This window comes from Bradyrhizobium sp. 186, assembly GCF_023101685.1.
Classification (GTDB): Bacteria; Pseudomonadota; Alphaproteobacteria; order Rhizobiales; family Xanthobacteraceae; genus Bradyrhizobium.
The window spans coordinates 794,590-818,293 of the sequence record NZ_CP082164.1 but is presented as its reverse complement, the minus strand read 5'-3'; the positions used below and the strand labels follow the sequence as shown (position 1 = coordinate 818,293).

27 protein-coding genes are annotated in these 23,704 nt (G+C 63.9%); 16 read left to right on the top strand and 11 right to left on the bottom strand.

The genetic code is table 11. The annotated features are described in order from the left end of the window. Positions 1-100 precede the first annotated feature (100 nt). Complete coding sequence (locus IVB18_RS03705) at positions 101-724, bottom strand: pyridoxamine 5'-phosphate oxidase family protein (protein ID WP_247987987.1); 624 nt, start codon at positions 722-724, stop codon at positions 101-103. 120 nt (positions 725-844) lie between these two features. On the opposite strand from IVB18_RS03705, the gene IVB18_RS03700 reads away from it, so the two are divergent. After that, on the top strand, positions 845-1,729 hold the full coding sequence (locus IVB18_RS03700) for a LysR family transcriptional regulator (RefSeq protein WP_247987986.1): 885 nt from the start codon (positions 845-847) through the stop codon (positions 1,727-1,729). 115 nt (positions 1,730-1,844) lie between these two features. Here the strand turns inward: IVB18_RS03700 and IVB18_RS03695 are convergent, their stop codons facing one another. Both IVB18_RS03695 and pobA read right to left on the bottom strand, forming a co-directional pair. After that, the gene (locus IVB18_RS03695; protein WP_247987985.1) at positions 1,845-2,264 is read right to left on the bottom strand and encodes a PaaI family thioesterase; all 420 of its coding nucleotides are present in this window, start codon (positions 2,262-2,264) and stop codon (positions 1,845-1,847) included. A gap of 224 nt (positions 2,265-2,488) precedes the next feature. Next, positions 2,489-3,658 carry a 4-hydroxybenzoate 3-monooxygenase gene (gene pobA / locus IVB18_RS03690; protein ID WP_247987984.1) on the bottom strand — a complete coding sequence of 390 codons (1,170 nt, stop codon included), beginning with the start codon at positions 3,656-3,658 and terminating at the stop codon, positions 2,489-2,491. 266 nt (positions 3,659-3,924) lie between these two features. Here pobA and IVB18_RS03685 point away from each other — a divergent pair, with 266 nt between their 5' ends. From IVB18_RS03685 to IVB18_RS03645, 9 genes are all read left to right on the top strand, one after another. Continuing rightward, the gene (locus tag IVB18_RS03685; RefSeq protein ID WP_247987983.1) at positions 3,925-4,941 is read left to right on the top strand and encodes a TRAP transporter substrate-binding protein; all 1,017 of its coding nucleotides are present in this window, start codon (positions 3,925-3,927) and stop codon (positions 4,939-4,941) included. Between the two features lie 225 nt (positions 4,942-5,166). Beyond that, positions 5,167-5,676, top strand: coding sequence for a TRAP transporter small permease (locus IVB18_RS03680; protein ID WP_247987982.1), 510 nt, complete (start codon positions 5,167-5,169; stop codon positions 5,674-5,676). A gap of 2 nt (positions 5,677-5,678) precedes the next feature. Next, complete coding sequence (locus IVB18_RS03675) at positions 5,679-6,998, top strand: TRAP transporter permease (protein WP_247987981.1); 1,320 nt, start codon at positions 5,679-5,681, stop codon at positions 6,996-6,998. 232 nt (positions 6,999-7,230) lie between these two features. Next, entirely contained in the window at positions 7,231-7,689 is a 459-nt protein-coding gene (locus tag IVB18_RS03670) for a DUF3237 domain-containing protein (RefSeq protein ID WP_247987980.1), read from the top strand. 258 nt (positions 7,690-7,947) lie between these two features. Next, positions 7,948-8,757, top strand: a complete 810-nt coding sequence (locus IVB18_RS03665; protein ID WP_247987979.1) for a crotonase/enoyl-CoA hydratase family protein — start codon at positions 7,948-7,950, stop codon at positions 8,755-8,757. Continuing rightward, positions 8,754-10,634: a feruloyl-CoA synthase gene (locus tag IVB18_RS03660; RefSeq protein WP_247987978.1), complete on the top strand. Its 1,881-nt coding sequence runs from the start codon at positions 8,754-8,756 to the stop codon at positions 10,632-10,634. The genes IVB18_RS03665 and IVB18_RS03660 overlap by 4 nt, the downstream gene beginning before the upstream one ends. Positions 10,635-10,659: 25 nt before the next feature. Next, entirely contained in the window at positions 10,660-11,421 is a 762-nt protein-coding gene (locus tag IVB18_RS03655) for an SDR family NAD(P)-dependent oxidoreductase (RefSeq protein ID WP_247987977.1), read from the top strand. Positions 11,422-11,457: 36 nt separating this feature from the next. After that, a complete protein-coding gene (locus IVB18_RS03650) occupies positions 11,458-11,877 on the top strand; it encodes a thioesterase family protein (RefSeq protein WP_247987976.1) in 420 nt (139 codons plus the stop codon). A 102-nt stretch (positions 11,878-11,979) separates the two neighbouring features. After that, positions 11,980-13,122: an ABC transporter substrate-binding protein gene (locus tag IVB18_RS03645; RefSeq protein ID WP_247987975.1), complete on the top strand. Its 1,143-nt coding sequence runs from the start codon at positions 11,980-11,982 to the stop codon at positions 13,120-13,122. Positions 13,123-13,377: 255 nt separating this feature from the next. Here the strand turns inward: IVB18_RS03645 and IVB18_RS03640 are convergent, their stop codons facing one another. Then, positions 13,378-14,106: a glutathione S-transferase family protein gene (locus IVB18_RS03640; protein WP_247987974.1), complete on the bottom strand. Its 729-nt coding sequence runs from the start codon at positions 14,104-14,106 to the stop codon at positions 13,378-13,380. A gap of 36 nt (positions 14,107-14,142) precedes the next feature. After that, positions 14,143-14,418, bottom strand: coding sequence for a hypothetical protein (locus IVB18_RS03635; protein ID WP_247987973.1), 276 nt, complete (start codon positions 14,416-14,418; stop codon positions 14,143-14,145). A 114-nt stretch (positions 14,419-14,532) separates the two neighbouring features. On the opposite strand from IVB18_RS03635, the gene IVB18_RS03630 reads away from it, so the two are divergent. After that, positions 14,533-15,231 carry a YafY family protein gene (locus IVB18_RS03630; protein ID WP_247987972.1) on the top strand — a complete coding sequence of 233 codons (699 nt, stop codon included), beginning with the start codon at positions 14,533-14,535 and terminating at the stop codon, positions 15,229-15,231. A 5-nt stretch (positions 15,232-15,236) separates the two neighbouring features. After that, positions 15,237-15,566: a YkgJ family cysteine cluster protein gene (locus IVB18_RS03625; protein ID WP_247987971.1), complete on the top strand. Its 330-nt coding sequence runs from the start codon at positions 15,237-15,239 to the stop codon at positions 15,564-15,566. A gap of 74 nt (positions 15,567-15,640) precedes the next feature. Here the strand turns inward: IVB18_RS03625 and IVB18_RS03620 are convergent, their stop codons facing one another. Both IVB18_RS03620 and IVB18_RS03615 read right to left on the bottom strand, forming a co-directional pair. Further along, positions 15,641-16,039, bottom strand: coding sequence for a hypothetical protein (locus IVB18_RS03620; RefSeq protein WP_247987970.1), 399 nt, complete (start codon positions 16,037-16,039; stop codon positions 15,641-15,643). Between the two features lie 297 nt (positions 16,040-16,336). Next, on the bottom strand, positions 16,337-16,684 hold the full coding sequence (locus tag IVB18_RS03615) for a DUF3307 domain-containing protein (RefSeq protein ID WP_247991952.1): 348 nt from the start codon (positions 16,682-16,684) through the stop codon (positions 16,337-16,339). 401 nt (positions 16,685-17,085) lie between these two features. On the opposite strand from IVB18_RS03615, the gene IVB18_RS03610 reads away from it, so the two are divergent. After that, on the top strand, positions 17,086-18,519 hold the full coding sequence (locus IVB18_RS03610; RefSeq protein ID WP_247987969.1) for a TAXI family TRAP transporter solute-binding subunit: 1,434 nt from the start codon (positions 17,086-17,088) through the stop codon (positions 18,517-18,519). Between the two features lie 108 nt (positions 18,520-18,627). Beyond that, positions 18,628-18,846 (top strand): hypothetical protein, encoded by a 219-nt coding sequence (locus IVB18_RS03605; RefSeq protein ID WP_247987968.1) that lies wholly within the window; start codon positions 18,628-18,630, stop codon positions 18,844-18,846. A gap of 4 nt (positions 18,847-18,850) precedes the next feature. Here the strand turns inward: IVB18_RS03605 and IVB18_RS03600 are convergent, their stop codons facing one another. Further along, positions 18,851-19,723 (bottom strand): DUF6537 domain-containing protein, encoded by an 873-nt coding sequence (locus IVB18_RS03600; protein WP_247987967.1) that lies wholly within the window; start codon positions 19,721-19,723, stop codon positions 18,851-18,853. Positions 19,724-19,752: 29 nt separating this feature from the next. After that, complete coding sequence (locus tag IVB18_RS03595; RefSeq protein ID WP_247987966.1) at positions 19,753-20,424, bottom strand: cyclic nucleotide-binding domain-containing protein; 672 nt, start codon at positions 20,422-20,424, stop codon at positions 19,753-19,755. Between the two features lie 267 nt (positions 20,425-20,691). On the opposite strand from IVB18_RS03595, the gene IVB18_RS03590 reads away from it, so the two are divergent. Beyond that, positions 20,692-21,801 carry a cyclic nucleotide-gated ion channel gene (locus IVB18_RS03590; RefSeq protein ID WP_247987965.1) on the top strand — a complete coding sequence of 370 codons (1,110 nt, stop codon included), beginning with the start codon at positions 20,692-20,694 and terminating at the stop codon, positions 21,799-21,801. 11 nt (positions 21,802-21,812) lie between these two features. Continuing rightward, the gene (locus tag IVB18_RS03585) at positions 21,813-22,598 is read left to right on the top strand and encodes an enoyl-CoA hydratase/isomerase family protein (protein WP_247987964.1); all 786 of its coding nucleotides are present in this window, start codon (positions 21,813-21,815) and stop codon (positions 22,596-22,598) included. Here IVB18_RS03585 and IVB18_RS03580 read toward each other — a convergent pair whose 3' ends face one another. After that, the gene (locus IVB18_RS03580) at positions 22,599-23,033 is read right to left on the bottom strand and encodes a DUF6157 family protein (protein ID WP_247987963.1); all 435 of its coding nucleotides are present in this window, start codon (positions 23,031-23,033) and stop codon (positions 22,599-22,601) included. It lies immediately after the preceding gene. 17 nt (positions 23,034-23,050) lie between these two features. Further along, complete coding sequence (locus IVB18_RS03575) at positions 23,051-23,695, bottom strand: glutathione S-transferase family protein (RefSeq protein ID WP_247987962.1); 645 nt, start codon at positions 23,693-23,695, stop codon at positions 23,051-23,053. Between the last annotated feature and the right edge of the window lie 9 nt (positions 23,696-23,704).

Sequence of the window (23,704 nt, the reverse complement as noted above, 5' to 3'; positions counted from 1 at the left end):
ACCCCTCACCCGTCTGGCCGCTGCGCGGCGAGCCACCCTCTCCCACAAGGGGAGAGGGGAAATCGCGCCGCTCGCGTGACGCCAAACGCGATGTAGTGGCTCACGTCGCCGCCGCCCCCTTCAGCGCCGCCACCTCCGCCTCCAATTCCGCGATCCGCTGATCCCGTGCCGCCAGCACTGCCGCGACATCCGCCGCATCGAACTTCTGCGGAATGTGCTGCGGGCAGTTCGTATCCCAGGCCGCGATCTTGAACACGATCACCTGCTCGGGCCGCGCCCGATAGCCTTTCGGCATCAGTGACTGCGTCAACGCGTCGTCATCCTCGACCACGCGCGCTTCGCCCCAGATCTTCACCCGGCGGCGATGGGCGTAGTCCATGATGAAGATGTAGGCCTTGGGATTCTCCGAGAGATTGCCCTGGCTGAGGAACTGTTGGTTGCCGGCGTAGTCGGCGAAGGCGAGCGTCTGCTTGTCCAATACCTTCAAAAACCCCTTCGGGCCGCCGCGATGCTGGATGTAGGGCTGGCCGTCCGCCGAGGCAGTGGCGAAATAGAAGCTGTTGGCATCGGCCAGGAAGGCGGCCAGTTTCTCGTCAACCTCGGTGCGCCAGCCCTGCTGTTCGGCACGGGCATAGGCCTCGCGCGAACCCTTGCGGGCCTGGATCGATTTCACTGCGGGCGTGAAGGCTACGTCGCTGGCATAGGTGTGTGCTGCCACCGTCATCGGAACATCTCCTGAAATCGGGCGCATCCCTGCGTCTCTCGACCGACAAAATGGACCTTCCGATGGCCAAAACAATCAGCCCGCTTGACACTTCATAATTGCAATATATGCAATAATGCCATGGATCGTCTCGAAGCCATGCACGTCTTCGTCACCGTGGCCGACCTGCGCGGCTTTGCGCCGGCGGCGCGCAAGCTGCGGCTGTCGCCTTCGGCCGTGACGCGGCTGATCGCGGCGCTGGAGGAGCATCTCGGCGCGCGGCTGTTGCAGCGGACCACGCGGCAGGTGACGCTCACCGACGTCGGCACGCGCTATCTGGAGCGCGCGCGGCGGATCCTCGCCGATGTCGAGGAAGCCGACGGCTCTGCCCGGGAAGAACGCAACCGGCCGAGCGGGCGGCTCGTGGTATCGGCGCCGGTCGGCTTCGGCCGGCTCCATGTCGGGCCGGTCATGACCGCCTATCTCAAGCACTATCCCGAGGTCGCCTGCGAATTGCGGCTATCGGATCATCTCGTCAATCTCGTGGAAGATGCCGTCGATGCCGCGGTGCGGATCGGCCACCTCGCCGATTCCTCACTGGTGGCGCGCCAGGTCGGCGAGATGCGGCGGATCGTCGTGGCCTCGCCCGGCTATCTGAAGCGTCACGGCGAGCCGAAAACGCCGGAGGCGCTCGAGACGCACCAGACCATCCAGTTCGGCCCGGCGACCGAGTGGCGCTTTGTGCACGACGGACGCGAGATCGAGATGACACCGACCTCGCGCTTCATCAGCAACAGTGCCGACGCAGCCCTGCAATATGCCGAAGCCGGCGGCGGAGTCACGCGGGTGCTGGCCTATCAAGCCGCGGAGGGACTGAAGCGCGGGCGGTTGAAGATCGTGCTGGCGAAGTACGAGCAGCCGGCACTGCCGATCCACATTGTCTATCCAACTTCGCGCCTGCTCTCGGCCAAGGTGCGCGCGTTCGTCGATCTCGTGGTGGAGACGGCGGAGTGGAGGTTTGGGTAGGTCGCCTCTCTCCGTCATGGCCGGGCTTGTCCCGGCCATCCACGGCTCCACGCATGCGGTGCTAAAGACGTGGATGCCCGGGTCAAGCCCGGGCATGACGACGGAGGGAGCGGGGCTACCCCTTCTTCGGCACGACGCGAAAGGTGCCGCTGGCGCGCGCGATCACGGCGTCGTCGGCCTTGACCAGGCTTTGCGCGAAGCAGATCGTGCTGCCGGTCTTGATGACGTCGCTCTCGACCGCCAGCCATTGGCCGATCTCGGCGGAGCCGACGAAATCAATCGAGAGCGAGATCGTCACGAAGGACGTGGTCCAGTTCGTCACCAGGGCACAGCTATAGCCCATCGCGTTGTCGGCCAGCGCGGTGATGAGGCCGCCATGGATCAGCCCGCGCGCATTGGTATGCGGTTTCGCCAGACGAAGCCCGATGATCACGGCCTTGTCGGTCTTTTTAGAATAGAGCGGCTCCCAGGGATCGGTGAGGGGGGCCTTGCGGAAATGCGGCTCGAAGCCGGCGGGGATATCGGTGCTGGTCATGTCTGTCTCGCGTCGTTGGGGGGTCGCCGCCATTGAACGCGATGTGGATGACGGTTTCACCGCCTACAAAGTTTTAAACGGAATTTGCGCGGGTGTTTGAAATGGGCACTCTCGTCATTGCGAGGAGCCCTTGCGACGAAGCAATCCAGAGTCTTTCCGCGGAAACAGTCTGGATTGCTTCGCTTCGCTCGCAATGACGGAGTATGTGGCGCTCGCCGCGCTCCTTAAAACGGCAGCCCCACGTAATTCTCCGACAGCGACGTCATCGCCGCTTGGGACTGCGTGACGTAGTCGAGCTCGGCTAGCTGGATGCGGGCGCCGATGCTGCCGGTGTCGGGGAATTTGTGCAGCATCGAGGTCATCCACCAGGAGAAGCGCACCGCCTTCCAGACCCGCGCCAGCGCCCTGGTGGAATAGGCATCAATTCCGGCGTTGGATTTCTCTTCGTAGAATTCGCGGAGTGCACTCGACAGGTAGTGCGCGTCACTGGCAGCCAGGTTTAATCCCTTGGCCCCGGTCGGCGGCACGATGTGGGCGGCGTCGCCGCACAAAAACATCCTGCCGAAGCGCATCGGTTCGGCGACGAAGCTGCGCAGCGGCGCGATGCTCTTCTCGATCGACGGTCCCGTGATAAGGCTGTCGGCCGCCTCCTGGTCGAGCCGGCGCTTCAATTCGTCCCAGAAGCGATCGTCCGGCCACTGGTCGACATGATCATCGAGCGAGCACTGCACGTAATGCCGGCTGCGCTTGGCCGAACGCATGGTGCAGAGCGCAAAGCCGCGGGCGTGGTTGGAGTAGATCAACTCATGGCTGACCGGCGGCGTATCGGACAGGATGCCGAGCCAGCCGAACGGATAGATCCGCTCGAACTCCTCGATCGCCGCCGGCGGAACGCTGGCGCGGCTGATCCCATGAAATCCGTCGCAGCCGGCGATGAAGTCGCAATCGATCTCGTGAGTGACGCCGTCCTTGATCCAGGTTACGCGTGGGTGACTGCCGTCGAAATCATGCGGGTGCACGTCCCTGCACTCGTAGACCGTGGTGAGGCCAGCCGCTGCGCGCGCGTTCATCAGGTCAAGCGTGACTTCGGTCTGGCCGTAGATCATGACCGTCTTGCCGGTCGCGGCTTTCATGTCGATGCGATGCCGGCGGCCGGAAAAGGCGAGCTCGATGCCCTCATGCAGCAGCCCTTCGGCATGCGCCCGTGCACCGGCATCGACCCGGTCGAGCAGCGCGACAGTTCCCTCCTCCAGGAGGCCGGCGCGGATGCGCCCAAGCACATAGTCGGGGCTCTGCCGCTCCAGGATGACGTTGTCGATGCCGTAGGTGTGCAGCAGTTGCCCAAGCAACAATCCCGCCGGCCCTGCCCCGATGATTGCGACTTTTGTCCGCAATACTTGCTCCTCCCGATCCTGTAGGCTTTCGTCGCGGCTCGCTTGTCGCTTCGCTCGGCGCGGGATAATTCTAACATATAACGGTTGGGCAAAAGGGGACTGGTCGTCGCCGCAGCGCGACAAATCCATGCAACATGGCTGACATAGATGACGTGGCGGGCACGCCACGCCAGTTCCGGCTTGAACGCGCCGGCCAATTAGATAACATGTTAATTAATGAGACCGGGCCATCGAAGCCCGCCGTCGAAAACAGGGAGAGACGACCGATGAGGACAATTTGTCTGGCGTTGCTGCTGGCAGCAGGCGTGACGCCTGCGTTCGCGCAGGACAAGGCCTTCGACCTGAAGATCTCGCACTGGGTGCCGGCCTCGCATCCGCTGCAAAAGTCGTTGGAAGACTGGGCTGCCGCGGTGGAGAAGGATTCCGGCGGCACCATCAAGGGCAAGGTGTTTCCGGCGCAGCAGCTCGGCAAGGCGTTCGACCATTATGACATGGCGCGCGACGGCATCGCCGACGTCACCTATGTCAATCCCGGCTATCAGCCCGGCCGCTTCCCGATCGTCGGCGCCGGCGAGCTGCCGTTCCTGATCTCGGACGCCAAGGGCGGCTCGATGGGGCTGGACGCCTGGTATCGGAAGTATGCCGAGAAGGAGATGAAGGACGTCAAGTACTGCCTCGCCTTCGTCCACTCGCCCTCCTCGTTCCACTCCCGCACCAAGAAGATCGTGACGCCGGAGGACGTGAAGGGCCTGAAGATCCGCCCCGCACATGCCACCATGGCGAACTTCGTCACCTCGCTCGGCGGCACCAACGTGCAGTCGTCCGCGCCTGAAGTGCGCGACATCATCGAGCGCGGCGTTGCCGACGGCGTCACCTTCCCCTGGGGCTCGCTGGTGCTGTTCGGCATCGACAAGGTGACCAAGTACGACATGGAGGCGCCGCTCTACACCACGACCTTTGTGTTCGTGATCAACAAGGACAAGTACAATTCGATGTCCGACAAGCAGAAGGCCGCGATCGACAAGAACTGCTCGGTCGAGATGGCGGGCGTGGTCGGCGAGTATTGGGGCAAGTTCGAGGACGCCGGCATCGACAAGGTGAAGGCGGAATCCGGTCACGAGGTCTACAAGCTGACGCCCGAGCAGACCGCCGCCTGGAGGAAAGCCGCCGAGCCGCTGGTCAAGACCTGGTCCGACGGCGCCAAGAAGGCCGGCGCCGATCCGGACGCAGCACTCGCGGATTTGAAGGCGTCGCTGAAGAAATACAACGCGCTGGCGGAGTAGAATGTCATCGCGGCGGCTCTTCTTCTCTCTCTCCCCGTTCTTACGGGGAGAGGGTCGGGGTGAGGGGCCGCTTCCGCAAAGATGGTGACAGATAGACTCGCGGAGAGTCCCCCTCACCCGAATTCGAGCTACGCTCGAATTCGACCTCTCCCCGCAAGCGGGGCGAGGTGAGTCCGCGGCGAGACCGGAACCAACCCAATGACAGCACACGACGGGACACCCCCCATGAAGCGCGCCTGGATGGATCGCGTTATCGACTCGATCGAATGGATCGCGGCCGGCTTCGTCGGCATCGTCGCGCTCGACATCTTTCTGTCGGTGCTGCTGCGAAATACGCTGAACTATGCGATCCCCGACAGCTTCGACATCGGCCGCATGCTGCTCGGCATTCTCATTTTCTGGGGCATCGCCGCGACCTCCTATCGCGGCACCCACATCACGGTCGATCTGATCTGGGCCAATGTCGGGCCACGCTACCAGCGCTGGATCGACGTGTTCGCAACGCTGGTGCTGCTGTTCGTCGTCAGCGTGCAGACCTGGACCTTGTTCGACAAGGTGCGCGGCACCTACAACGACAACGTCCAGACCTTCGACATGCACATGCCGACTTGGCCGTTCTTCGCCATCGCCTGGATCGGCGACGTCTCCGCGGTGCTGCTGATCGCGATCCGCACTTACCGGCTGATCTTCCACCCCGAAGAGATGCACGATCCCAAGCTGAAGGCGACGGAGTAACCATGAGTACCGATGCTGTCGCCGTTCTCGGCTTTGTTTCCCTGTTCGCCTTGATGCTGCTGCGCGTGCCCGTCGGCATGGCCATGGGCCTCGTCGGCGTCTCCGGCTTCAGCTATCTCGTCGGCGCCACGCCTGCGCTGAAGCTGGTCGGCCAGACCTCGATGCGCACGGTCACCGACTACACATTCGGCGTCATCCCGATGTTTCTGCTGATGGGCTCCTTTGTCAGCAATTCCGGCATGAGCCGCGAGCTGTTCCGCGCCGCCAACGGCTTTGTCGGGCACTTGCGCGGTGGACTCGGCATCGCCACCGTCGGCGCCTGCGGCGGCTTTGCCGCGATCTGCGGCTCGTCGGTCGCGACCGCCGCGACGTTCTCCGCGGTCGCCTATCCCGAGATGCGCCGTTTCGGCTATCCGCAGTCCTTTGCCACCGGCGTGATCGCGGCCGGCGGCACGCTGGGTGCGATGCTGCCGCCCTCCACCGTGCTCGCGGTCTACGGCATCATCACCGAGCAGGATATCGGAAAACTGTTCATTGCCGGCATCATCCCGGGCCTGCTGGCGATGACCATGTACATGATCACCATCGGCCTGATCGGCTATTTCCGCCCCGACTTTTTGCCCAAGGGCAAGGTGCTGCCGTGGCGCGAACGATTTGCCGGATTGAAGGACATCTGGGCGCCGGTGCTGCTGTTCGTGTTCGTCATCGGCGGCCTCTACGGAGTGCCGTTCCTGCCGCGCTTCACGCCGACGGAAGCCGGCGGTGTCGGCGCCGCCGGCGCCTTCATCATCGGCGTGCTCACCGGCCGGCTTGATCGCGAAAAGATCCTGGCCTCACTGCTCCAGGCGACGCGCACCGCAGCCGCGGTGTTCACGGTGCTGATCGGCGCCTTGATCTTCGGCTACTTCCTCACGGTGACGCAGACCCCGCAGAGGGTGACGGAATTCCTGACCGGTCTCGGCCTTGGCTCCTACGGCGTATTGGCGCTGATCATGGTGATGTATCTCGTGCTCGGCTGCCTGATGGACGCCATGGCGATGATCATCCTCACCGTGCCGATCATCTTCCCCGTCATCACCCATCTCGGCTTCGACCCGATCTGGTTCGGGGTCATCATTGTGATGACGGTCGAGCTCGGCCTGATCCACCCGCCGGTCGGCATGAACGTCTTCGTCATCAAGAGTGTGGTGAAGGACGTCTCCTTCTCTACCATCTTCAAGGGCGTCATTCCCTTCGTCGCGACGGATCTGGTGCGACTGGTGATCCTGATCGCGTTCCCGCTGCTGGCGACCTGGCTGCCGACGCGCATGATGGCGCATTGAGAGATGTGATACGGTTGTCAGCTGCGCAACGAGCTGTTTTCCCCTCTCCCCTTGTGGGAGAGGGTGGCTCGCCGCGCAGCGGCGAGACGGGTGAGGGGTCTCTCTCCTCGAGCTAAACTCTTACACTTGAATTCGCGGAAACAACCCCTCATCCGGCGCTTCGCGCCACCTTCTCCCACAAGGGGAGAAGGGAAGGCAGCAGCTGTTTGTCTTCTCACATAAGAGCTGACCCATGACCCCCACCCTCGAAACCAAATACGTCTTCACGATCACCGCAGAGATCGGCGACGTCGTCACCGCCGGCGAGACCGGCATTGGCGTTCGCCGAATCATTCCGATCGTCGGCGGCGAGGTGAAGGGCGCGGTTACCGGCAAGGTGCTGCCGTTCGGCGCCGACTTCCAGACCATCCGCCCCAACGAGCTGATCGATCTCGAAGCGAGATACGCCTTCGAGACCGACGACGGTGCGACCGTCTACGTCGAGAACAAGGGCATGCGCTTCGGTCCGGTCGAACTGCTGCAAAAGCTCAAGCGCGGCGAGCCGGTGGATCCAAAACTGATCTATTTCCGCACCGTGCCGAAATTCGAGACCGGGCATGAAAACTATCGCTGGCTGATGCAGCACATCTTCGTGGCGTCAGCCGCGCGGCGTGCGGATCGCGTGGTGATCGACGTGCATCAGGTGATGTGAGGAGAGCGCACCACCAGCATTGCGTCGGCGCCACTCCTTCCGCTTGTCGTCCCGGCGAAGGCCGGGACCCATACCGCGTGATCTATCGATGGCCGACAGTCAGATTACCGAACGACGTGTCTTCGCAAAACGTCTCCCTGGGGGTATGGATCCCGGCCTTCGCCGGGACGACACCGAATGTAAGGGGCCGCCGCTCCAACCCCTCCTTGACTCCTCCCAAATTCGTTATACAACATAACTATTCTGACAAGGACGCAAATGACACAGGGAAACGCCGAGACCGCTGACGCGGGTGCCTCCGGGCTGCTGAGGATCGAGAGGGCGGATCGGGTTTTGACCGTGGGTCTGAACCGGCCGGCCAAGCGCAATGCGCTGAACGACGGCATCATCCTCGAAATCGGCGAATGCTTTGCGTCCCTGCCCGAGGATATCGGCGCGGTCGTCATCCACGGCATCGGCGATCACTTCTCCTCCGGCCTCGATCTCTCCGAGCTGACCGACCATGACGCCACCGGCGGGCTGCTGCATTCGCAGATGTGGCATCGGGTGTTCGACCGCATCCAGTACAGCCGTGTTCCGGTCATTGCGGCGCTGAAGGGCGCCGTGATCGGCGGCGGACTCGAGTTGGCCTGCGCGGCGCACATCCGCGTCGCCGAGCCCTCGACCTATTTTGCACTGCCCGAGGGACAGCGCGGCATCTTCGTCGGCGGCGGCGGCTCGGTGCGGCTGCCGCGGCTGATCGGCGTGGCGCGGATGATGGACATGATGCTGACCGGGCGGGTCTATACCGCGACCGAGGGCGCCTCCTACGGCTTTGCACAATACGTCACGGAAGCCGGCAACGGGCTTGGCAAGGCGCTGGAGCTTGCGACCAAGGTCGCCTCTAACGCGCCACTGACGAATTTTGCCGTGCTCCAGGCGCTGCCGATGATCGCGGAAGCCAATCCGCAGACCGGCCTGCTGATGGAATCGCTGATGGCGACAGTGGCGCAGAGCGACAAGGAGGCAAAACGCAGGATCCGTGAATTTCTCGAGCACAAGACCGCCAAGGTAAAGCCGAAATCATGAGCGCACAGCCGTCCTCTTCCAGCACGGAGCGCGGCGTGAGCAATTTCCCGCTGCGGCCGATCTCGTTCGGCGACCCCGCCATCGACATCGAGCGGCGCGACGACGGCACGATTTATCTGCGGCCAAAGCAGCCGCTCGGCGACTATCCCGTCCGCATCACCGACCGCCTGCACCATTGGGCCACGACGACGCCGGACCGCGTCTTCATGGCCGAGCGCGAAGGCGGCGGCTGGCGCAAGATCACTTACGCCGAGCTGCTCACCGCGAGCCGGCACATCGCCTCGGCGCTGATCCAGCGCGGCCTGTCGGCGGAGCGGCCGGTCGTGATCCTCTCCGGCAACTCGATCGACCATGCACTGCTTGCCTTCGGCGCGTTCTATGCCGGCATTCCGTTCTGCCCGGTGTCGCCGGCCTATTCGCTGGTGTCGAAGGACTACGGAAAACTGTCCTACCTGATGAAGCTGTTGACGCCCGGCCTCGTCTTCGCCGAGGACGCCGACAAGTTCGCCGGCGCGCTTTCCGCAAATGTCTCGCTCGGCACCGAGATCGCCGCATCCTACGGCGCGGTGCCAGGGCGTGACGTCACGATGCTCGCCGGCCTCATGGCGACGCCGATCCGCAGCGATCTCGACGCGGTGCACGGCAAAATCGGCCCCGACACGGTCGCAAAATTCCTGCTGACGTCGGGCTCGACCGGCAATCCCAAGGCCGTCATCAACACCCAGCGCATGATCTGCGCCAACCAGGTGATGCTGCGCGAGACGCTCGCCTTCCTGAAGGACGAGCCGCCGGTCATCATCGACTGGCTGCCCTGGAATCACACCTTTGGCGGCAACCACAATATCGGGCTGACGCTCTACAACGGCGGCTCGATGTATCTCGACGCCGGCAAGCCGGTGCCGGGCGGCATCGAGGAGACCGTGCGCAATCTCCAGGAGATTTCGCCGACGGTCTATTTCAACGTTCCCAAGGGCTACGAGTCGCTGCTGCCGTATTTGCGCGACGACCAGGGCCTGCGCGCAAAGTTCTTCGACCGGCTGCACGCGATGTTCTTCTCGGGCGCGGCACTGTCGCCGTTCGTCTGGAACAGCCTCGACGAGCTCGCGATCAAGGAGAAGGGCTATCGCGTGCCGATGCTGACCGGCCTTGGCGCGACCGAGACCGCCCCGTTCTTCATGTCGGTCAATCCGCGCACCAGCCGCTCTGGTCATGTCGGGCTCCCGGTGTCAGGCAATGACGCCAAGCTGGTGCCGAACAACGGCAAGCTCGAGATCCGCGCCAAGGGGCCGAACGTGATGCCCGGCTATTGGCGCCAGCCCGACATCACCGCAAAATCCTTCGACGAGGAGGGGTTCTACAAGCTTGGTGATGCGCTCAAGCCCGCCGATCCCGACGACTTCAATGCAGGCTTCGACTTCGACGGCCGCATCGGCGAGGATTTCAAGCTCGCGAGCGGCACCTGGGTCAGCGTCGGCCCCCTGCGTGCCCGTTTCGTCGCCGCCTGCGCGCCGCTGGTGCGCGACGTCGTCATCGCCGGCATCAACCGCGACGAGGTCTCCGCGCTCGTGGTGCTCGATCTCGACGGCTGCCGGCTGGTCAACCCGACGCTGCCGGCCGACGATCTCGTCGTCGCGACGCGCGACCAGTTGGTGCGCGACGCCTTTCGCGAGCGCCTGACGCGCTTCCTCGCCTCGGCCACCGGCTCCTCGACGCGGATCACGCGCGCGATCCTCCTGGATACGCCGCTTTCGATCGACAAGGGCGAGGTCACCGACAAGGGCTCGATCAACCAGCGCGCGGTGCTGGAGCATCGCAACCTCCTGATCGAGGAGCTCTACGCTGCCAATCCATCGGACCGTGTGATATCGGTCGGCTAAGAAACCACAGCTACAGGAGAACGCCATGTTGTTAAGGGATCAGGCAGCCATCGTCACCGGCGGCGCATCAGGATTGGGCGCGGCGACCGCGCGGAAGCTGGCGGCGCAGGGCGCCAAAGTCGCGGTCTTCGATCTCAATACCAAGCTTGCCGAGACGGTTGCCGCCGAGATCAAGGGCGTGGCCGTGGCCTGCGACGTCTCCGATGCCGCCTCCGCCGAAGCCGCCATTGCGGCGGCTACAAAGGCCCACGGCCCGGCGCGCGTGCTGGTCAACTGCGCCGGCATCGGCGTCGCCAAGCGCGTCGTCGGCCGGGACGGACCGATGGCACTCGCGGATTTCGACAAGGTGATCAAGGTCAACCTGATCGGTACCTTCAATATGCTGCGTCTCGCCGCAACGGAGATGTCCAAGCTCGATCCGCAGGCGACCGGCGAGCGCGGCGTCATCATCAACACCGCCTCCGTTGCCGCCTATGACGGCCAGATCGGGCAATCGGCCTATTCGGCCTCCAAGGGCGGCATCGTCGGCATGACGCTGCCGATCGCGCGCGAGCTCGCGCAGTTCGGCGTCCGCGTGCTGACGATTGCACCCGGCCTGTTCCTGACGCCCCTGCTGGCCAACCTGCCTCAGGAAGCCCAGGACTCGCTCGCCGCGGCGATCCCCTTCCCGCGCCGGCTCGGCCACGCGGATGAATTCGCGGCACTCGCCCTGCACATGGTCGAGAATACATATCTCAACGGCGAAGTGGTGCGGCTCGACGGCTCGTTGCGCATGGCGCCCAAGTAAGACGCCGGGAAAATCAGCAGAGCAAGGGCGCGACGCATGTTCGTGAACCGGCGCGACGTACAGATCCAGTGGGGAGATTGCGACCCCGCCAACATCGTCTATTACCCGCGCTATTTCGCGATGTTCGACGATTCGACCTCGCTCCTGTTCGAGACTGCGGGCTTCTCGAAACAGGACCTGGTCCACAAATACGGCCTGGTCGGCATCCCCATGGTCGACACGCGGGCGAAATTCTACATCCCCTCGACCCATGGCGACTGGATCACCATCGAAACCAGGATCGAGAGCATCAAGCGCTCGAGCTTCGAGGTGAAGCATAATGTCTACAAGGGCGACGATCTCGCCATCGAGGCGTTCGAGACCCGCGTCCTGGTCGGCCGCGACCCGGCCAACCCGGAGAAGCTGAAATCGGCACCTTTCCCGCCGGAACTGGTGGCGAGATTCGTGGGGAATTAGGTCTTAGTTGGATCTTGGAGCTAAATCGCCGCATCACCAAAAGACGGGGCTGAATTAAACCCCGATTTCTGCTTTCAAAGAAACACGTAAAGGGAGGAATAAATGAAACGCTTTTACCTGACCGCCGCGATCGCCGCGGCCACGCTTGCGCTGCCTGCGCTGGCCCAGACCAGTGAAATCACCATCGGCATCACCACCACCACGACGGGCCCCGGCGCGGCGCTGGGCATTCCCGAGCGCAACGCGCTGGAATTCGCACCAAAGGAAATCGGCGGCGTGCCGCTAAAAGTGATCGTGCTCGACGACGGCGGCGATCCCACCACCGCGACCACCAACGCCCGCCGCTTCGTCACGGAATCCAAGGCCGACATCATCATGGGTTCGGCACTGACGCCGCCGACGATCGCGGTCTCCAACGTCGCCAACGAAGCCGGTATTCCGCATTTCGGCCTCGCGCCATTCCCGATCACGCCGGAGCGCATGAAGTGGTCGGTGGCGATGCCGCAGCCGATTCCGATCATGGGCAAGGTGCTCTACGAGCACATGAAATCGAAGAGCGTGAAGACGGTCGGCTATATCGGCTATTCCGACAGCTACGGCGACCTTTGGTTCAACGACTTCAAAGCCCAGGGCGTGCCGATGGGCATGAGCTTGGTCGACGAGGAGCGCTTTGCGCGGCCCGACACCTCGGTGACCGGTCAGGTGCTGAAGCTCGTCGCCGCCAATCCCGACGCGATCCTGGTCGGCGCCTCCGGCACCGCGGCCGCACTGCCGCAGACCGAGCTGCGCGAGCGCGGCTATCAGGGCCTGATCTACCAGACCCACGGCGCGGCCAGCATGGATTTCATCCGCATCGCGGGCAAGGCGGCGGAAGGCGTGCTGATGGCCTCGGGCCCGGTGATGGACCCCGAGGATCAGCCCGACGAAGCCGCGACCAAGAAGCCGGGCCTCGCGCTCAACTCGGCCTATGAAGGCAAGTACGGCCCGAACAGCCGCAGCCAGTTCGCCGGCCACTCCTACGATGCGTTCGAGATCCTGAAGCGCGTCATCCCGGCGGCGCTGAAGACGGCCAAGCCCGGCACGCCGGAATTCCGCGAGGCGATCCGGCAAGCGCTGCTGTCGGAGAGGGAGATCGCGGCGAGCCAGGGCGTCTACAACTTCACCGAAAAGGATCGCTACGGCCTCGACGACCGTTCGCGCATCCTGCTCACGGTGAAGAACGGCAAGTACACGCTCGTGAAGTAAGGGCGGCGACGGTTTCGAGACGACGAGAGCCGGCCCAATGGGCCGGCTCTTCGCATTGAGATCGAGCTGCGGCCCCGCCGTTGGTGCGCCCCTCTCCCGCTTGCGGGAGAGGGTTGGGGTGAGGGTCGCTCCGCGTAGGGATTGTTCGAGATATCTGGAACAAATCCCAACGTGGAGAAAGCCCTCACCCGGCGCTTCGCGCCGACCTCTCCCGCAAGCGGGAGAGGTGCAGGGAGTCTGCGGAGACGCCGGAAGCTAAGCCGCCTGCCGCAGCGGCGTCCAGGCGAACTCCGGATAGTACGTGTCCATCATGCGGTCGACATAGGCGGTAAGGTTCGGAAATCCCTCGGCGCGCTCGCGCAGGCGGGATTCGAAGAACGGCGTCAGGATTCCAGCAAGTGCGCCGAAGGCGGTCGCATCCACACCGCTTGGCTTGTTGCCCATCAGATAGGCCTTGTCGCCGAGCTGCACCGAGAGCGCGAACAGCGAGCGCAAGGCGAGATCGACATCGTCGTCGGGCCCGTGGCGGCCGAGGCCGGAGAGCAGATAGTTCTCGGCGACACGGAATTGCGCATCCTCGCGCAGCTTCTCGCGATTGTGCTCCGGGGCGCCATCGAAGAAATGCGCGGGCCCCTTGGCGAAGTTGACCGGATCGACCCAGCGCGAGCCGACCAGCGACCAATAGACATGATGCTCGATCATGCGCTCGAACGCCCAGGCCTGCGCGCGCTCCTGCAACGAGAGCCCGGCGTCGAAATCGAAGCCATAGCGGCGCTCGATATGGGCGCGGATGAAGGTGGAATCGGCCACCGCCTCGCCGCCATCGTCGATGAAGGGCAACTGACCCTTGGGCGAAGCCGGCGGCATTGCCCGCTCCTTCCGGTAGGGCAGTCCCGCCATCTTGAGCTGCACCTCCGTCTTGGTGACGAAAGGACTGATTTCCGGCAGGCCAAAGCCGGTGCCAAAGCCATAAAGCGTGATCATGTCAGTTCTCCTGAACCGCGAAAGAGTTGATGGAACCTATCGGCCGGCTGCTGCCACCATTGTGGCAGCAGCCGTGATATCTTCTGCGAAACGGGCCCCTCGCCAGGCGCGGCTCATGACATGACGAACGACATGGCGGACCATCGCGTCCCCGGCCTGGACCAGCGAGCGCGTCACCACGCTCATAAGCGCAAAGCGGAGGTCGACGGCCATGAGATCAGGGGATACGAGGCGGTTGAACGCCCAGGCGTGCAGCGAAGCCTGGACTCGCCACAGCGGGCCGGCCGGGCCGAAATGGGTGGGAATGATCATCGACAAATCCTCTTCAGTCGAAGCGTTGTCCCGGTATAGAACTCCCCTGCTGCCAACATCCTGTCAGCATCCACGCGCCGTTTTTCGATTCGTCCCCCCGATAAGAGATTTGTCATGAGACGCGCCGACCGGCTGTTTCAGATCATCCAGGTGCTGAGGCGCACTCGCAAACCGCTGACGGCGGACGCGATCGCGGCCGAGCTCGAGACCTCGAAGCGCACCATCTATCGCGACATCGCAACGCTGATCGGCCAGCGCGTGCCGATCCGCGGCGAAGCCGGAATGGGCTACATTCTGGAAAAGGGTTTTGACCTGCCGCCTTTGATGCTGACGCCCGACGAGATCGAGGCCGCGGTGTTAGGGGCTCAATGGGTTGCCGGCCATGCCGACACGACACTGGCGCGCGCGGCCGAAGACCTGATGGCCAAGATCGCCGACACCGTGCCAGAACGCCTGCGCCCCTTCGTGCTGGAACCGGCGAGCCGCGCCCGGCCGAGCTGGAACAGGGAGCCCGACCGCTTGGACATGGCGCGCACGCGCACCCAGATCCACGAAGGCAAGAAGATCATACTGCGCTATCGCGACGAGCAGGGTCGCCCCAGCGAGCGCATGATCTGGCCGATTTCGGTCGGCTATCTCGAAGCGGTCCGCCTGCTCGCGGCCTGGTGCGAGCTGCGCAGCGATTTTCGCAGCTTCCGCACCGACCGCGTGGTGGATGCGACCTATCTCGACGAAAGATATCCGGAACGGCGCGACGTGCTGCGCGCAAAATGGCGGCAGAGCCTGGTGTGGGGTCCCCCGAAGGATACATGATGACGATGGAAGAGACATCCACCATCGACCTGTCGAGTTGCTGCCAGAATTGCGGCGCCTGCTGCGCCTATTCGGCGAACTGGCCGCGCTTCTCGATCGAGAGCGACGAGGAGCTTGCGGCGATCCCGGAAAAGCTCGTCAACGCGCGGCAATCCGGCATGCGCTGCGAGGGCGATCGCTGTTCGGCTTTGCAAGGGGAGATCGGCACGGCGACGGCGTGCGGCATCTATGCGGTGCGGCCGGAGGTGTGCCGCACCTGCATGCCAGGCGACGCCGAATGCGCGATGGCGCGGCGGAAATTCGGGCTGCCGACAATCGAGGCAGCTAGCGCATGATCCGGAAAAGTGTGCAGCGGTTTTCCGACAAGATCATGCGCCCATAAATATCTTAAAGCGCGATCGATCGCGCCTTAAGCCGGAACGGCTTCGCTGACCTCGTCGTCGAACTCGTCCTGAAGCGGCGCAAGCACCGAGAGCGGCTTGGTCGACAGCGTGATCGGCTTGCGGCCTCCCGACAGCGACGGCGACGATTTGACCGTGCCTTCGCGTGACAGCGCGTAGAGCGTCGAGCCGACGCGGCCACCGTGCTCAATCAGGTCGCGCTCGCTGCAGCTGGCTGCGATCGCGACTGCCAGCGAGTGCAGATGGCTGCGGCGATAGCAAAACAGCGCCAGCATGGCGCGAACGTCCGGGGAAACAGTCTCAACCAGCCGCGGCAGGCCACTCTCGTTGGCGCGATACATCTCGCCAAGGAGTTCGTCGCGGACCGGGCAGAAATCGCTTTCATAGGCGTCGCGGCTTGAAAACATTGCAGTTCTCCCTCGACGCCGAAGATGCAGCGCAATTCTCTAATGAAAGGTTAACCACGCCGCCCGGTAGTCACCCGGTGCCCTTGCGCCCTGACCGCGAATCAGCCGGCGCCGTCAGGGGCAGGGCAATCGCATATGACCCGAGAGTTTGGGCGCTAAAGCCTCCACGGCGTCATGGCTGGGCCTGTCCCGGCCATCCACGCGGACAGAAGAACGTGGATGCCCGGGACAAGCCCGGCATGACGGCTTCTTGTGAATGCTCATATGCGATTGCCCCGCGCCCGGGGCGACCGACAGTCAGTTCGCAGCCATGCAGATGGAAAGGCCGAAGCCGGTCAGGTGGTGCAGCGCCTGATCGACGCCGATCAGGGTCCAGAACCAGGGATGCTCCTGGTTGACACCGAAATTGGCCGAGACGAGCCCCTTGGCGCGGTCGATCGTGATGTGGATTACGAAATCGATCAGGGCCACAAACCAGAATCTCGGCGCGACGATCAGGATCAGTGGCAGCGCAACCGCAAGGTGAATCAGGCAATGCACCAGAAGCGGCAGCGCCCAGCCGTGCTTCTGGTCCTTGCCGTGCGCCATCCAGGCGGTCTGGAGCACGAAATCGGCGATGATGTGCTTGAAAGTGAGCAGCAACATCCAGCCAATGAGCGCTTCAACCGGAATCGCCGATGACAGGGGTGGAAACGACAAGCTGGCGCCCTCATTGACGTGACAACAAAAATTGGAGCGTTCAGCGCAACTTCTTCTTGGACCGGTCAAATCGCCGGGACCCGTGATTTATGACATCTCCCGCGGCGGAATGCAGCCGGGGGAACTGGAAAATCGCCGACTGTGGCTAAACGGTGATAGGATGACCAATCGCCGCGATATCTTGAGTAAGGTTACCTCCGGCTCGAAATTTGCATCGCCGTGCCGGCGCGTTATCATCCCCGGGTAGAGGATTATCGTTCTTTTTTCAGACGCTTACGAATTTTTCGAGCGCATCGAGCCGGCAATCCGGCGGCGCCGCGATCCTGGATTGAGGCCAGAGTGCTGCCATGAGTATTGAAGGCTCGACCTTGCCGACCGAGCAGCCGCCGCGCCGCCCAAAGGTCATCAAGACCAATCAACAGCAAGTCTTGCTGTACGTCGTGCTGACCCTGCTCCTGTCGCTTGCCACCGTCTGGGCCGGCCGCACGCTGGTGCACAGTTCAGAGACGCTGACCTTTGCCGTCGGGGCGCCCAACAGCGACGAGGCGCTGTTCGCGGCGAAGCTCGCCACCGTGCTGAAGAACAACGCCTCGCGCTTCCGGATCAAGGTCGTCAACAACCCCGACAACACCAAAGCACTCGCACAGTTCGACCGCAGGCAAGCCGACCTCGCCATCCTGCGCACCGACGCCAAGGTGCCGCCACGGGCGCGCACGGTTGCGATCCTGGAGCACGATCTCGTGCTCTTGCTCGTTCCCGGCAACAAGAAGATCAAGTCGCTTGCCGAGTTGAAGAAGAAGAAGGTCGCGGTCGTCGCCGAGAACGAATCCTCGCTCGCCTTTGTCCACAGCATTCTCGACGTTCCCGACGGATCAGAAGCCGCAGCAAGAATCCAGATGGCGCCGCAGGGCGCAACGCTCGACAAGCTGTTTGCGCCGGCCAGCGGCTTTGGCGCGGTGATCGCCGTCGTCCACGGCTCCAGAGCGGTGCGGGACAAGGCCTATGAGCAGGTCGCCAGGCGCGGCGGCTTCACGCTGAACGCGATCGACGAAGCCAAGGCGCTGGCGCGCAAATTCCCGGGCATTTCCGCCGAGACGCTGACGGCGGGCACGCTATCCGCGTCCCCCGAAATCCCCGACGACGATCTCGACACGATCGGGCTCGAATGGCTGCTGGTCACGCAATCCAGGATGTCCGTGAGCACGGCCGGAGACCTCGCGCGCATCGTCTACGAGAACAAGTCCGCGCTCGGGCTCGACGGCGGCTTCGCCACCAGGATCGAGCCGGCCTCCGTCGAGAAGGACGCCTACGTGATGGCGCATCAGGGGGCAGCCGACTACATCAACGACGACACCAAGTCATTCATGGATAAGTACAGCGACCTGATGTATCTGGGCGCCGCCGCGCTCAGCGTCATCGGCTCGATCTTCGCCGCGATCTACGCCAAGATCACCCGGATCGCGCCGGAGAAGGCCAGCGAGCTCTCCACTGCCATCCTCGACATCGGCGAACGCATCGAGCACGCCCATTCGCTGGATCAGCTCGAATGTCTTCAGGACGAGTTGGAAGGCATCTTGCGCGGCGCCGTCATCGGCCTCAGAGACGGAACGATCAGTACCGACGGGCTCGACACCTTCAAGCTCGGCTACGAATTCGTCCGCGACGATATCGGTATGCGTCGCGACTACCTCAAGCGTCATGCCGGAGAGGCCGAGAAGACCGTCCCTCCCCAGCACGACGACAGCAATGTCGTGGTGGTGAAGACTGCGCAGAGCGCCTGAGCCGCCTTTCATGGCGTCGGGAACCTGCGGCGAGGGTCCTCGGCCGGAGCCAGGGAACCGTCCTTCCCTGCAACCGTTGGTATTGTGGATACAACCGGAGAACGCGGCATGCGTACACTCCTCATCATCCTCCTTCTGGGAATGCTGGCAGCCGTTGGCTACTTCGCCTACTCCGCGATGGCGATCGAGGGGGAGCCGATCCCGACGGAAGGCTATGTGGCACTGGCGCTGGGGGCCGGTTTCTCAGTGGTTGTCGGCGTTGGCCTGATAATCCTGCTCTTCTTCAGCAGTCGCCGCGGCTACGACGAGCCACCACATTTCAAGTAGCGCTTCAGCCCGCCAGCACGTCCGTCGCCCCCGGCGTTCGCGCCCTGATCCGGGCAATGGCGCGCTTTAGCGCCGCCTGCCGGCGATCAGGCTCGGCTGCGGCGCGCGCCTCAGCCATCGCGCCGGCGAGATCGCCAAGCGGGAGCGCACCGTCGAAGGTCGGCTTCGCCAGACCGTCGATGATGGCGTGCCAGTCGGCCAGCCCATGGCGATAGTCGTCGCCATGGCCCGCGATCATGTTGGCGCTGTCGATGATCGCCGGCACCGCCGCGGGCTGTTTGACCAGCGCGCGCGAGATCATGTGCAGCCAGCGCTCGACCCAGGCGCGCTCCTCGGCGTAGCGGAGCGAGAACAGCCGCCAGCGCTTCAGTGCAGCCTCCAGCTTGAGGCGCCGGATCCCGATCCGGCTCGCGTTCGAGAAGCGGATCGAGACCCGCCGGTGGCGCCATCCGATCATATCGAGCGCATCGAGCATTGGCTCACCGGCAATCGCCGGCAGCGCCCCGATCAACTCGTCGAAGCGGAACTTCCTGACCTCGACCGATGGCGGCTTGCCGTCGGCAAGCTCCATCAGCTTCAACTGCGCGATCCGGATCGGATCCTCATAGGCCATCCGCGTTGCCATCAGATGCGCGATGTCGCAGAGCGCGCGGCCGTCGTCACCGAGGCGGCCGACGAAGCGGCAGACCCGGTCGACATAGAGCTGGGCATAGCTCGTGCCCTGATATTCGGTGAGGACGTGAATGCCGTCGCTGACGACGAGCGCCGCAGCCTTCGGCAACCCCTCAGGCAGGAACGGCGGCGTGTCGTCCTCCTCTCCGATGATGTCCTCGAAGAGGTAGCGAAGCGAAGCCAGGATGCCGTCGTCATTCGACACGCGATCAATTCCTCAGGCAACGCGAGGCGTCACGCCGGCTTCGGTGCCGTCGTCGCGATCGCCGCGGTCTGCTGCGCCAGCCGCTGCTCCAGCGTGTTGAGGTTCTGGAACAGGCGCGCACTGGCAAGCCGCAGGAAGTAGAAGCCGAAGGCCGGATTCTGCACGTAGAGCTCCTCGACCTTGTTGTAGCCGACGCTGAGGATGCTTCCGGGCTCGACGCATTCCAGCGTCTGGGTGCGGGTGTTCGACGGCGACAGCATGCCGAGCTCGCCGACGATGGCGCCGACCGGCAACTCGATGCCGGATTCGACCAGGCGAAAGCGGCCGCTGACGATATAGGCCATGTCCTCGGCCTTCTCGTCCTTGTAGAACAGCACCTCGCCGGCCTTGCATTTGCGCTCGATCATGAACGGCTTCAGCCAGTCCATCGAGAGGTCGGAGTTCACCGACTTGCGGACATCGCGCACGAGCTGCAGCATCTGGTGCAGGCGGTAGGCATTGAGGCCGAGCACCACGGTCTGCACGCCAATCACCAGATAATTGTGCGCGGGGATGGCGGTCGCGATCAGGACGAGGTTGGTGAGGATGCCGAACACGCGGAGCGGGATCATCGTCCGCATGGTGGTGGTGGCCACCACGAACACCGACGCGAACAGGGCGGCTGCCGTTCCTGCATGCTGTGCAATATGTGACGTATCCATCGGGCCAACCAATCTTGCAATGAATGGTACGGGCTCGCCGGGGCGAGAAGGCCCCAAGCAACGGCCGCGTAGGTCCCATATATGGGAAAATCGGATGGCTTGTCTGTGATTTAGCCCATTTGTTGCGCGGATTTCCGTCCCCTTAAGGCGGTCCGATAAAGCGGCCCGCGGCCGTCGTTGACGGCCTCCGCCCAGGCGGGCACTTTGGCGCCGAGGTCCCGGCCGGGACCTCTGAAACCTATTCCAAAGACCGGGCCACCTTCCCGCATGTCCAAGCCGTTGATCTCCGCTCTGGCCCAGTTCGTGGCCGCCACGGCCGGCCGCAACATGACCAAGGCGGCCTATGTGGCGGTGGCCATCGGCGTGTTCAGCATGGTGCTGCTGACGGTCAACCCGGCCTATGAGGCGGCGCACGGCTGGGTCGATGTCCTGCTCTGGGTCTGCCTCGCCTACTTCGTATTCGAATGGCTGGTACGGCTCCGCCATATGGCGCGGCAGGAGCGCCTCTCGCTCTACCTGTCCTCCTCCGCCGGGCTGGTCGATGCGGTCGGGGCGCTGGCTGTGCCGGTCGCACTGGTTCTCGGCGCCGAGCCCAGGACGGCCTGGCTGCTCAGCGTGCTCTGGGTCTTGAAGGTGGTGCCGGGCATTCCCGGCCTGCGGCAGCTCCGCCGCGTGCTGGTACTGGAATCGGGCCCGCTGCTCAGCGTGCTCGTGATCTTCCTGATGGTGGTCTTCCTCGCCTCCGTCGCCGAATATTTCCTGGAGCGGGACGTGCAGCCGCAAACGTTCGGCAGCGTGCCCGCCGCGCTATGGTGGGCGGTGGTGACCTTGACCACCACCGGCTATGGCGACGTCGTGCCCGTCACCCCTCTCGGACGCATGGTGGCGGCTCTGGTGATGATCTCCGGCCTCGGCGTGTTCGGGCTCTGGACCGGCATTCTGGCGACCGGCTTTGCCGCCGAGACCCGCCGCGACAATTTCCTGAAGACCTGGGAATCCGTCAGCAAGGTGCCGTTCTTCGCAGCGCTCGGCCCGGCTGCCATCGCCGACGTCACCCACATGCTGCGGACCATGGAGCTGCCGGCGCGCACCATGATCATCCGGAAGGGCGCGCAGGGCGACTGCATGTATTTCATCGCCGCCGGCGAGGTCGAGGTCGATCTGCCCGGCAAGAAGGTGCAGCTCGGCGATGGCGCCTTCTTCGGCGAGATGGCGCTGCTCGGCAACAACATGCGCGGCGCCAACGTCTCGACCACGAAGGTGTCGCGGCTTTTGGTGCTCGACCTCGTCGACTTCCGCGTGCTGATGGCGCGACACCCCGAGCTCGCCGAGACGATCGATGCCGAGGCGAAACGGCGCGCGCTCGAAAACAGGTAATGGAGACAAGAATGTCGGACATAGCCGACGCGGCCAGCAGCCCCGTGCTCGAAATCACCGGCGCACGCGCCACCATCCGCCTCAACCGTCCCAAGCATCTCAACCGGCTCCAGGCGGAAGACCTCGGCGACCTGATGAAGCTGTTCGACCGGGTCGAAGCCGACCCGGCGATCCGCGTGCTGGTGTTGACCGGCACGGGGCGCGCCTTCTCCGCGGGCTATGACCTCAACTCGGTGGCCGAGCGGGCGGTGAGCGCCGGCGAGCAGCAGAGCGCGGGCTCGGCGTTCGAGGTGGTCGTCAACCGGCTGGAGGATCTCGGCGTGCCGACGATCTGCCGGCTCAACGGCGGCGTCTATGGCGGCTCGACCGATCTCGCGCTCGCCTGCGATTTCCGCATCGGCGTCGATACTGCGGAGATGTTCATGCCCGCCGCGCGGCTTGGGCTGCATTACTACAGGAGCGGCATCAAACGCTACGTGACGCGGCTCGGCGTCGACAACGCGAAGAAACTGTTCCTGACCGCGCAGAAGATCACCGCGCCGGAAATGCTGCGGATCGGTTATCTCACCGCCATGGTGCCGGAGGAAGCTCTCGACGAGGAAGTCGACAAGCTCGCCAACATCCTCGCCGGCAACGCACCGAACGCGATGCGCGGCATGAAGCGCGCGATCAACGAATTCGCCCGCGGCGAGCTCGACGAGCAAGCCGCCGACCAGCGCCACCGCGACAGCATGCGCGGCGACGAGATCAAGGAAGGCATCAAGGCTTTTGCGGAAAAGCGGCCGCCAAAATTCTGATCACGCCCGCTTCGATCGCATCGCACGTACCTGCGTGAGCTTCGGGTCTCGCGCCAACGCCTGGTAGCGTTTGCTGTCGATGGCGTAGATCGCGATCCGGCCCTCGCTATCGGCATGAACGCCCCAGCCGAAGCGCTTGCCCAGGCTAGACGCCCTCATGCACGCTTGCCCCCGGGAGAAGAACGCTTCACGGGCCGCATGCTTCTCCGTTTTCGTCGCCTTCACATCGAGCTCGCGTCCCGGCGCAGACGTCGCGAAGATCACGTCGTCGGACGTGTATTTGTAGGGTGCCTTGGCGATCATCACGTATTGCAGGCACGCCACCGTCGGTTGTCCCGCGCGCGGTGGCGGCTCCTCGCCGGTACGCGCGGGACAGTCTTCGGCAACCCGGATGAAGGTGTTGAAGCAGTTGGTCGTGTGCATCGGTTTCGTCATCTGCAACCTTGGATCATTCAACCACCGACAGCCGCGGCATGCTGCGCCGCCATCTCGTCATCCGCCGCATTGATCCGCTGAAACGCAGGCCGCGAGGTCATGCGCTCGGAATAACGGACGAAGACGTCCTTTTTCGGCACGATGCCGAACATCATCGTCCAGCTGAACGCGACACCCCACAAGATATCCGCGGCCGTCATGCGCTCGCCGAGCAGATATGGCCCCTTCGACAGTTGCGTCTCGAGCGCGCCCAGCATGGTGTTATAATCGGCATAGGGCGACTGCGTAATCGGCGCGGGCTCGCGCTGCATGAATTTGTCGATCAGCGCCGGCTCGAACGACGAGCCGTAATAGGCAATCCAGCGCAGATAGGGGCCGCGCAGCGGATCGCCAAGCGCGGGCGTCAGGCCGGCCTGCGGAAACAGGTCGGCAAGATAGATGGTGATCGCGACCTGCTCAGTGACGAGGGCCTCGCCATGGCGGATCGCCGGCACCTTGCCGAGCGGATTGATGGCGAGGTAGGCGGCCTGGCGCTGCTCGCCCGCCTTCATGTTGAGGACATGGAGACCGTAGGGCGCCCCCAACTCCTCCAGCAGCACCCGCGTGCCGGTGGCACGGCTTTGCGGCGAATAATACAGCGTGATGCGGTTCGGATCGGTCATGGTAGGTCT

What these genes read in the sequence shown, in the direction of transcription:
- IVB18_RS03705 (WP_247987987.1), bottom strand. Translation starts at nt 724, where the DNA reads ATGACGGTGGCAGCACACACCTATGCCAGCGACGTAGCCTTCACGCCC.
- IVB18_RS03700 (WP_247987986.1), top strand. Translation starts at nt 845, where the DNA reads ATGGATCGTCTCGAAGCCATGCACGTCTTCGTCACCGTGGCCGACCTG.
- IVB18_RS03695 (WP_247987985.1), bottom strand. Translation starts at nt 2,264, where the DNA reads ATGACCAGCACCGATATCCCCGCCGGCTTCGAGCCGCATTTCCGCAAG.
- IVB18_RS03685 (WP_247987983.1), top strand. Translation starts at nt 3,925, where the DNA reads ATGAGGACAATTTGTCTGGCGTTGCTGCTGGCAGCAGGCGTGACGCCT.
- IVB18_RS03680 (WP_247987982.1), top strand. Translation starts at nt 5,167, where the DNA reads ATGAAGCGCGCCTGGATGGATCGCGTTATCGACTCGATCGAATGGATC.
- IVB18_RS03675 (WP_247987981.1), top strand. Translation starts at nt 5,679, where the DNA reads ATGAGTACCGATGCTGTCGCCGTTCTCGGCTTTGTTTCCCTGTTCGCC.
- IVB18_RS03670 (WP_247987980.1), top strand. Translation starts at nt 7,231, where the DNA reads ATGACCCCCACCCTCGAAACCAAATACGTCTTCACGATCACCGCAGAG.
- IVB18_RS03665 (WP_247987979.1), top strand. Translation starts at nt 7,948, where the DNA reads ATGACACAGGGAAACGCCGAGACCGCTGACGCGGGTGCCTCCGGGCTG.
- IVB18_RS03660 (WP_247987978.1), top strand. Translation starts at nt 8,754, where the DNA reads ATGAGCGCACAGCCGTCCTCTTCCAGCACGGAGCGCGGCGTGAGCAAT.
- IVB18_RS03655 (WP_247987977.1), top strand. Translation starts at nt 10,660, where the DNA reads ATGTTGTTAAGGGATCAGGCAGCCATCGTCACCGGCGGCGCATCAGGA.
- IVB18_RS03650 (WP_247987976.1), top strand. Translation starts at nt 11,458, where the DNA reads ATGTTCGTGAACCGGCGCGACGTACAGATCCAGTGGGGAGATTGCGAC.
- IVB18_RS03645 (WP_247987975.1), top strand. Translation starts at nt 11,980, where the DNA reads ATGAAACGCTTTTACCTGACCGCCGCGATCGCCGCGGCCACGCTTGCG.
- IVB18_RS03640 (WP_247987974.1), bottom strand. Translation starts at nt 14,106, where the DNA reads ATGATCACGCTTTATGGCTTTGGCACCGGCTTTGGCCTGCCGGAAATC.
- IVB18_RS03635 (WP_247987973.1), bottom strand. Translation starts at nt 14,418, where the DNA reads ATGATCATTCCCACCCATTTCGGCCCGGCCGGCCCGCTGTGGCGAGTC.
- IVB18_RS03630 (WP_247987972.1), top strand. Translation starts at nt 14,533, where the DNA reads ATGAGACGCGCCGACCGGCTGTTTCAGATCATCCAGGTGCTGAGGCGC.
- IVB18_RS03625 (WP_247987971.1), top strand. Translation starts at nt 15,237, where the DNA reads ATGGAAGAGACATCCACCATCGACCTGTCGAGTTGCTGCCAGAATTGC.
- IVB18_RS03620 (WP_247987970.1), bottom strand. Translation starts at nt 16,039, where the DNA reads ATGTTTTCAAGCCGCGACGCCTATGAAAGCGATTTCTGCCCGGTCCGC.
- IVB18_RS03615 (WP_247991952.1), bottom strand. Translation starts at nt 16,684, where the DNA reads ATGTTGCTGCTCACTTTCAAGCACATCATCGCCGATTTCGTGCTCCAG.
- IVB18_RS03610 (WP_247987969.1), top strand. Translation starts at nt 17,086, where the DNA reads ATGAGTATTGAAGGCTCGACCTTGCCGACCGAGCAGCCGCCGCGCCGC.
- IVB18_RS03605 (WP_247987968.1), top strand. Translation starts at nt 18,628, where the DNA reads ATGCGTACACTCCTCATCATCCTCCTTCTGGGAATGCTGGCAGCCGTT.
- IVB18_RS03595 (WP_247987966.1), bottom strand. Translation starts at nt 20,424, where the DNA reads ATGGATACGTCACATATTGCACAGCATGCAGGAACGGCAGCCGCCCTG.
- IVB18_RS03590 (WP_247987965.1), top strand. Translation starts at nt 20,692, where the DNA reads ATGTCCAAGCCGTTGATCTCCGCTCTGGCCCAGTTCGTGGCCGCCACG.
- IVB18_RS03585 (WP_247987964.1), top strand. Translation starts at nt 21,813, where the DNA reads ATGTCGGACATAGCCGACGCGGCCAGCAGCCCCGTGCTCGAAATCACC.
- IVB18_RS03580 (WP_247987963.1), bottom strand. Translation starts at nt 23,033, where the DNA reads ATGACGAAACCGATGCACACGACCAACTGCTTCAACACCTTCATCCGG.
- IVB18_RS03575 (WP_247987962.1), bottom strand. Translation starts at nt 23,695, where the DNA reads ATGACCGATCCGAACCGCATCACGCTGTATTATTCGCCGCAAAGCCGT.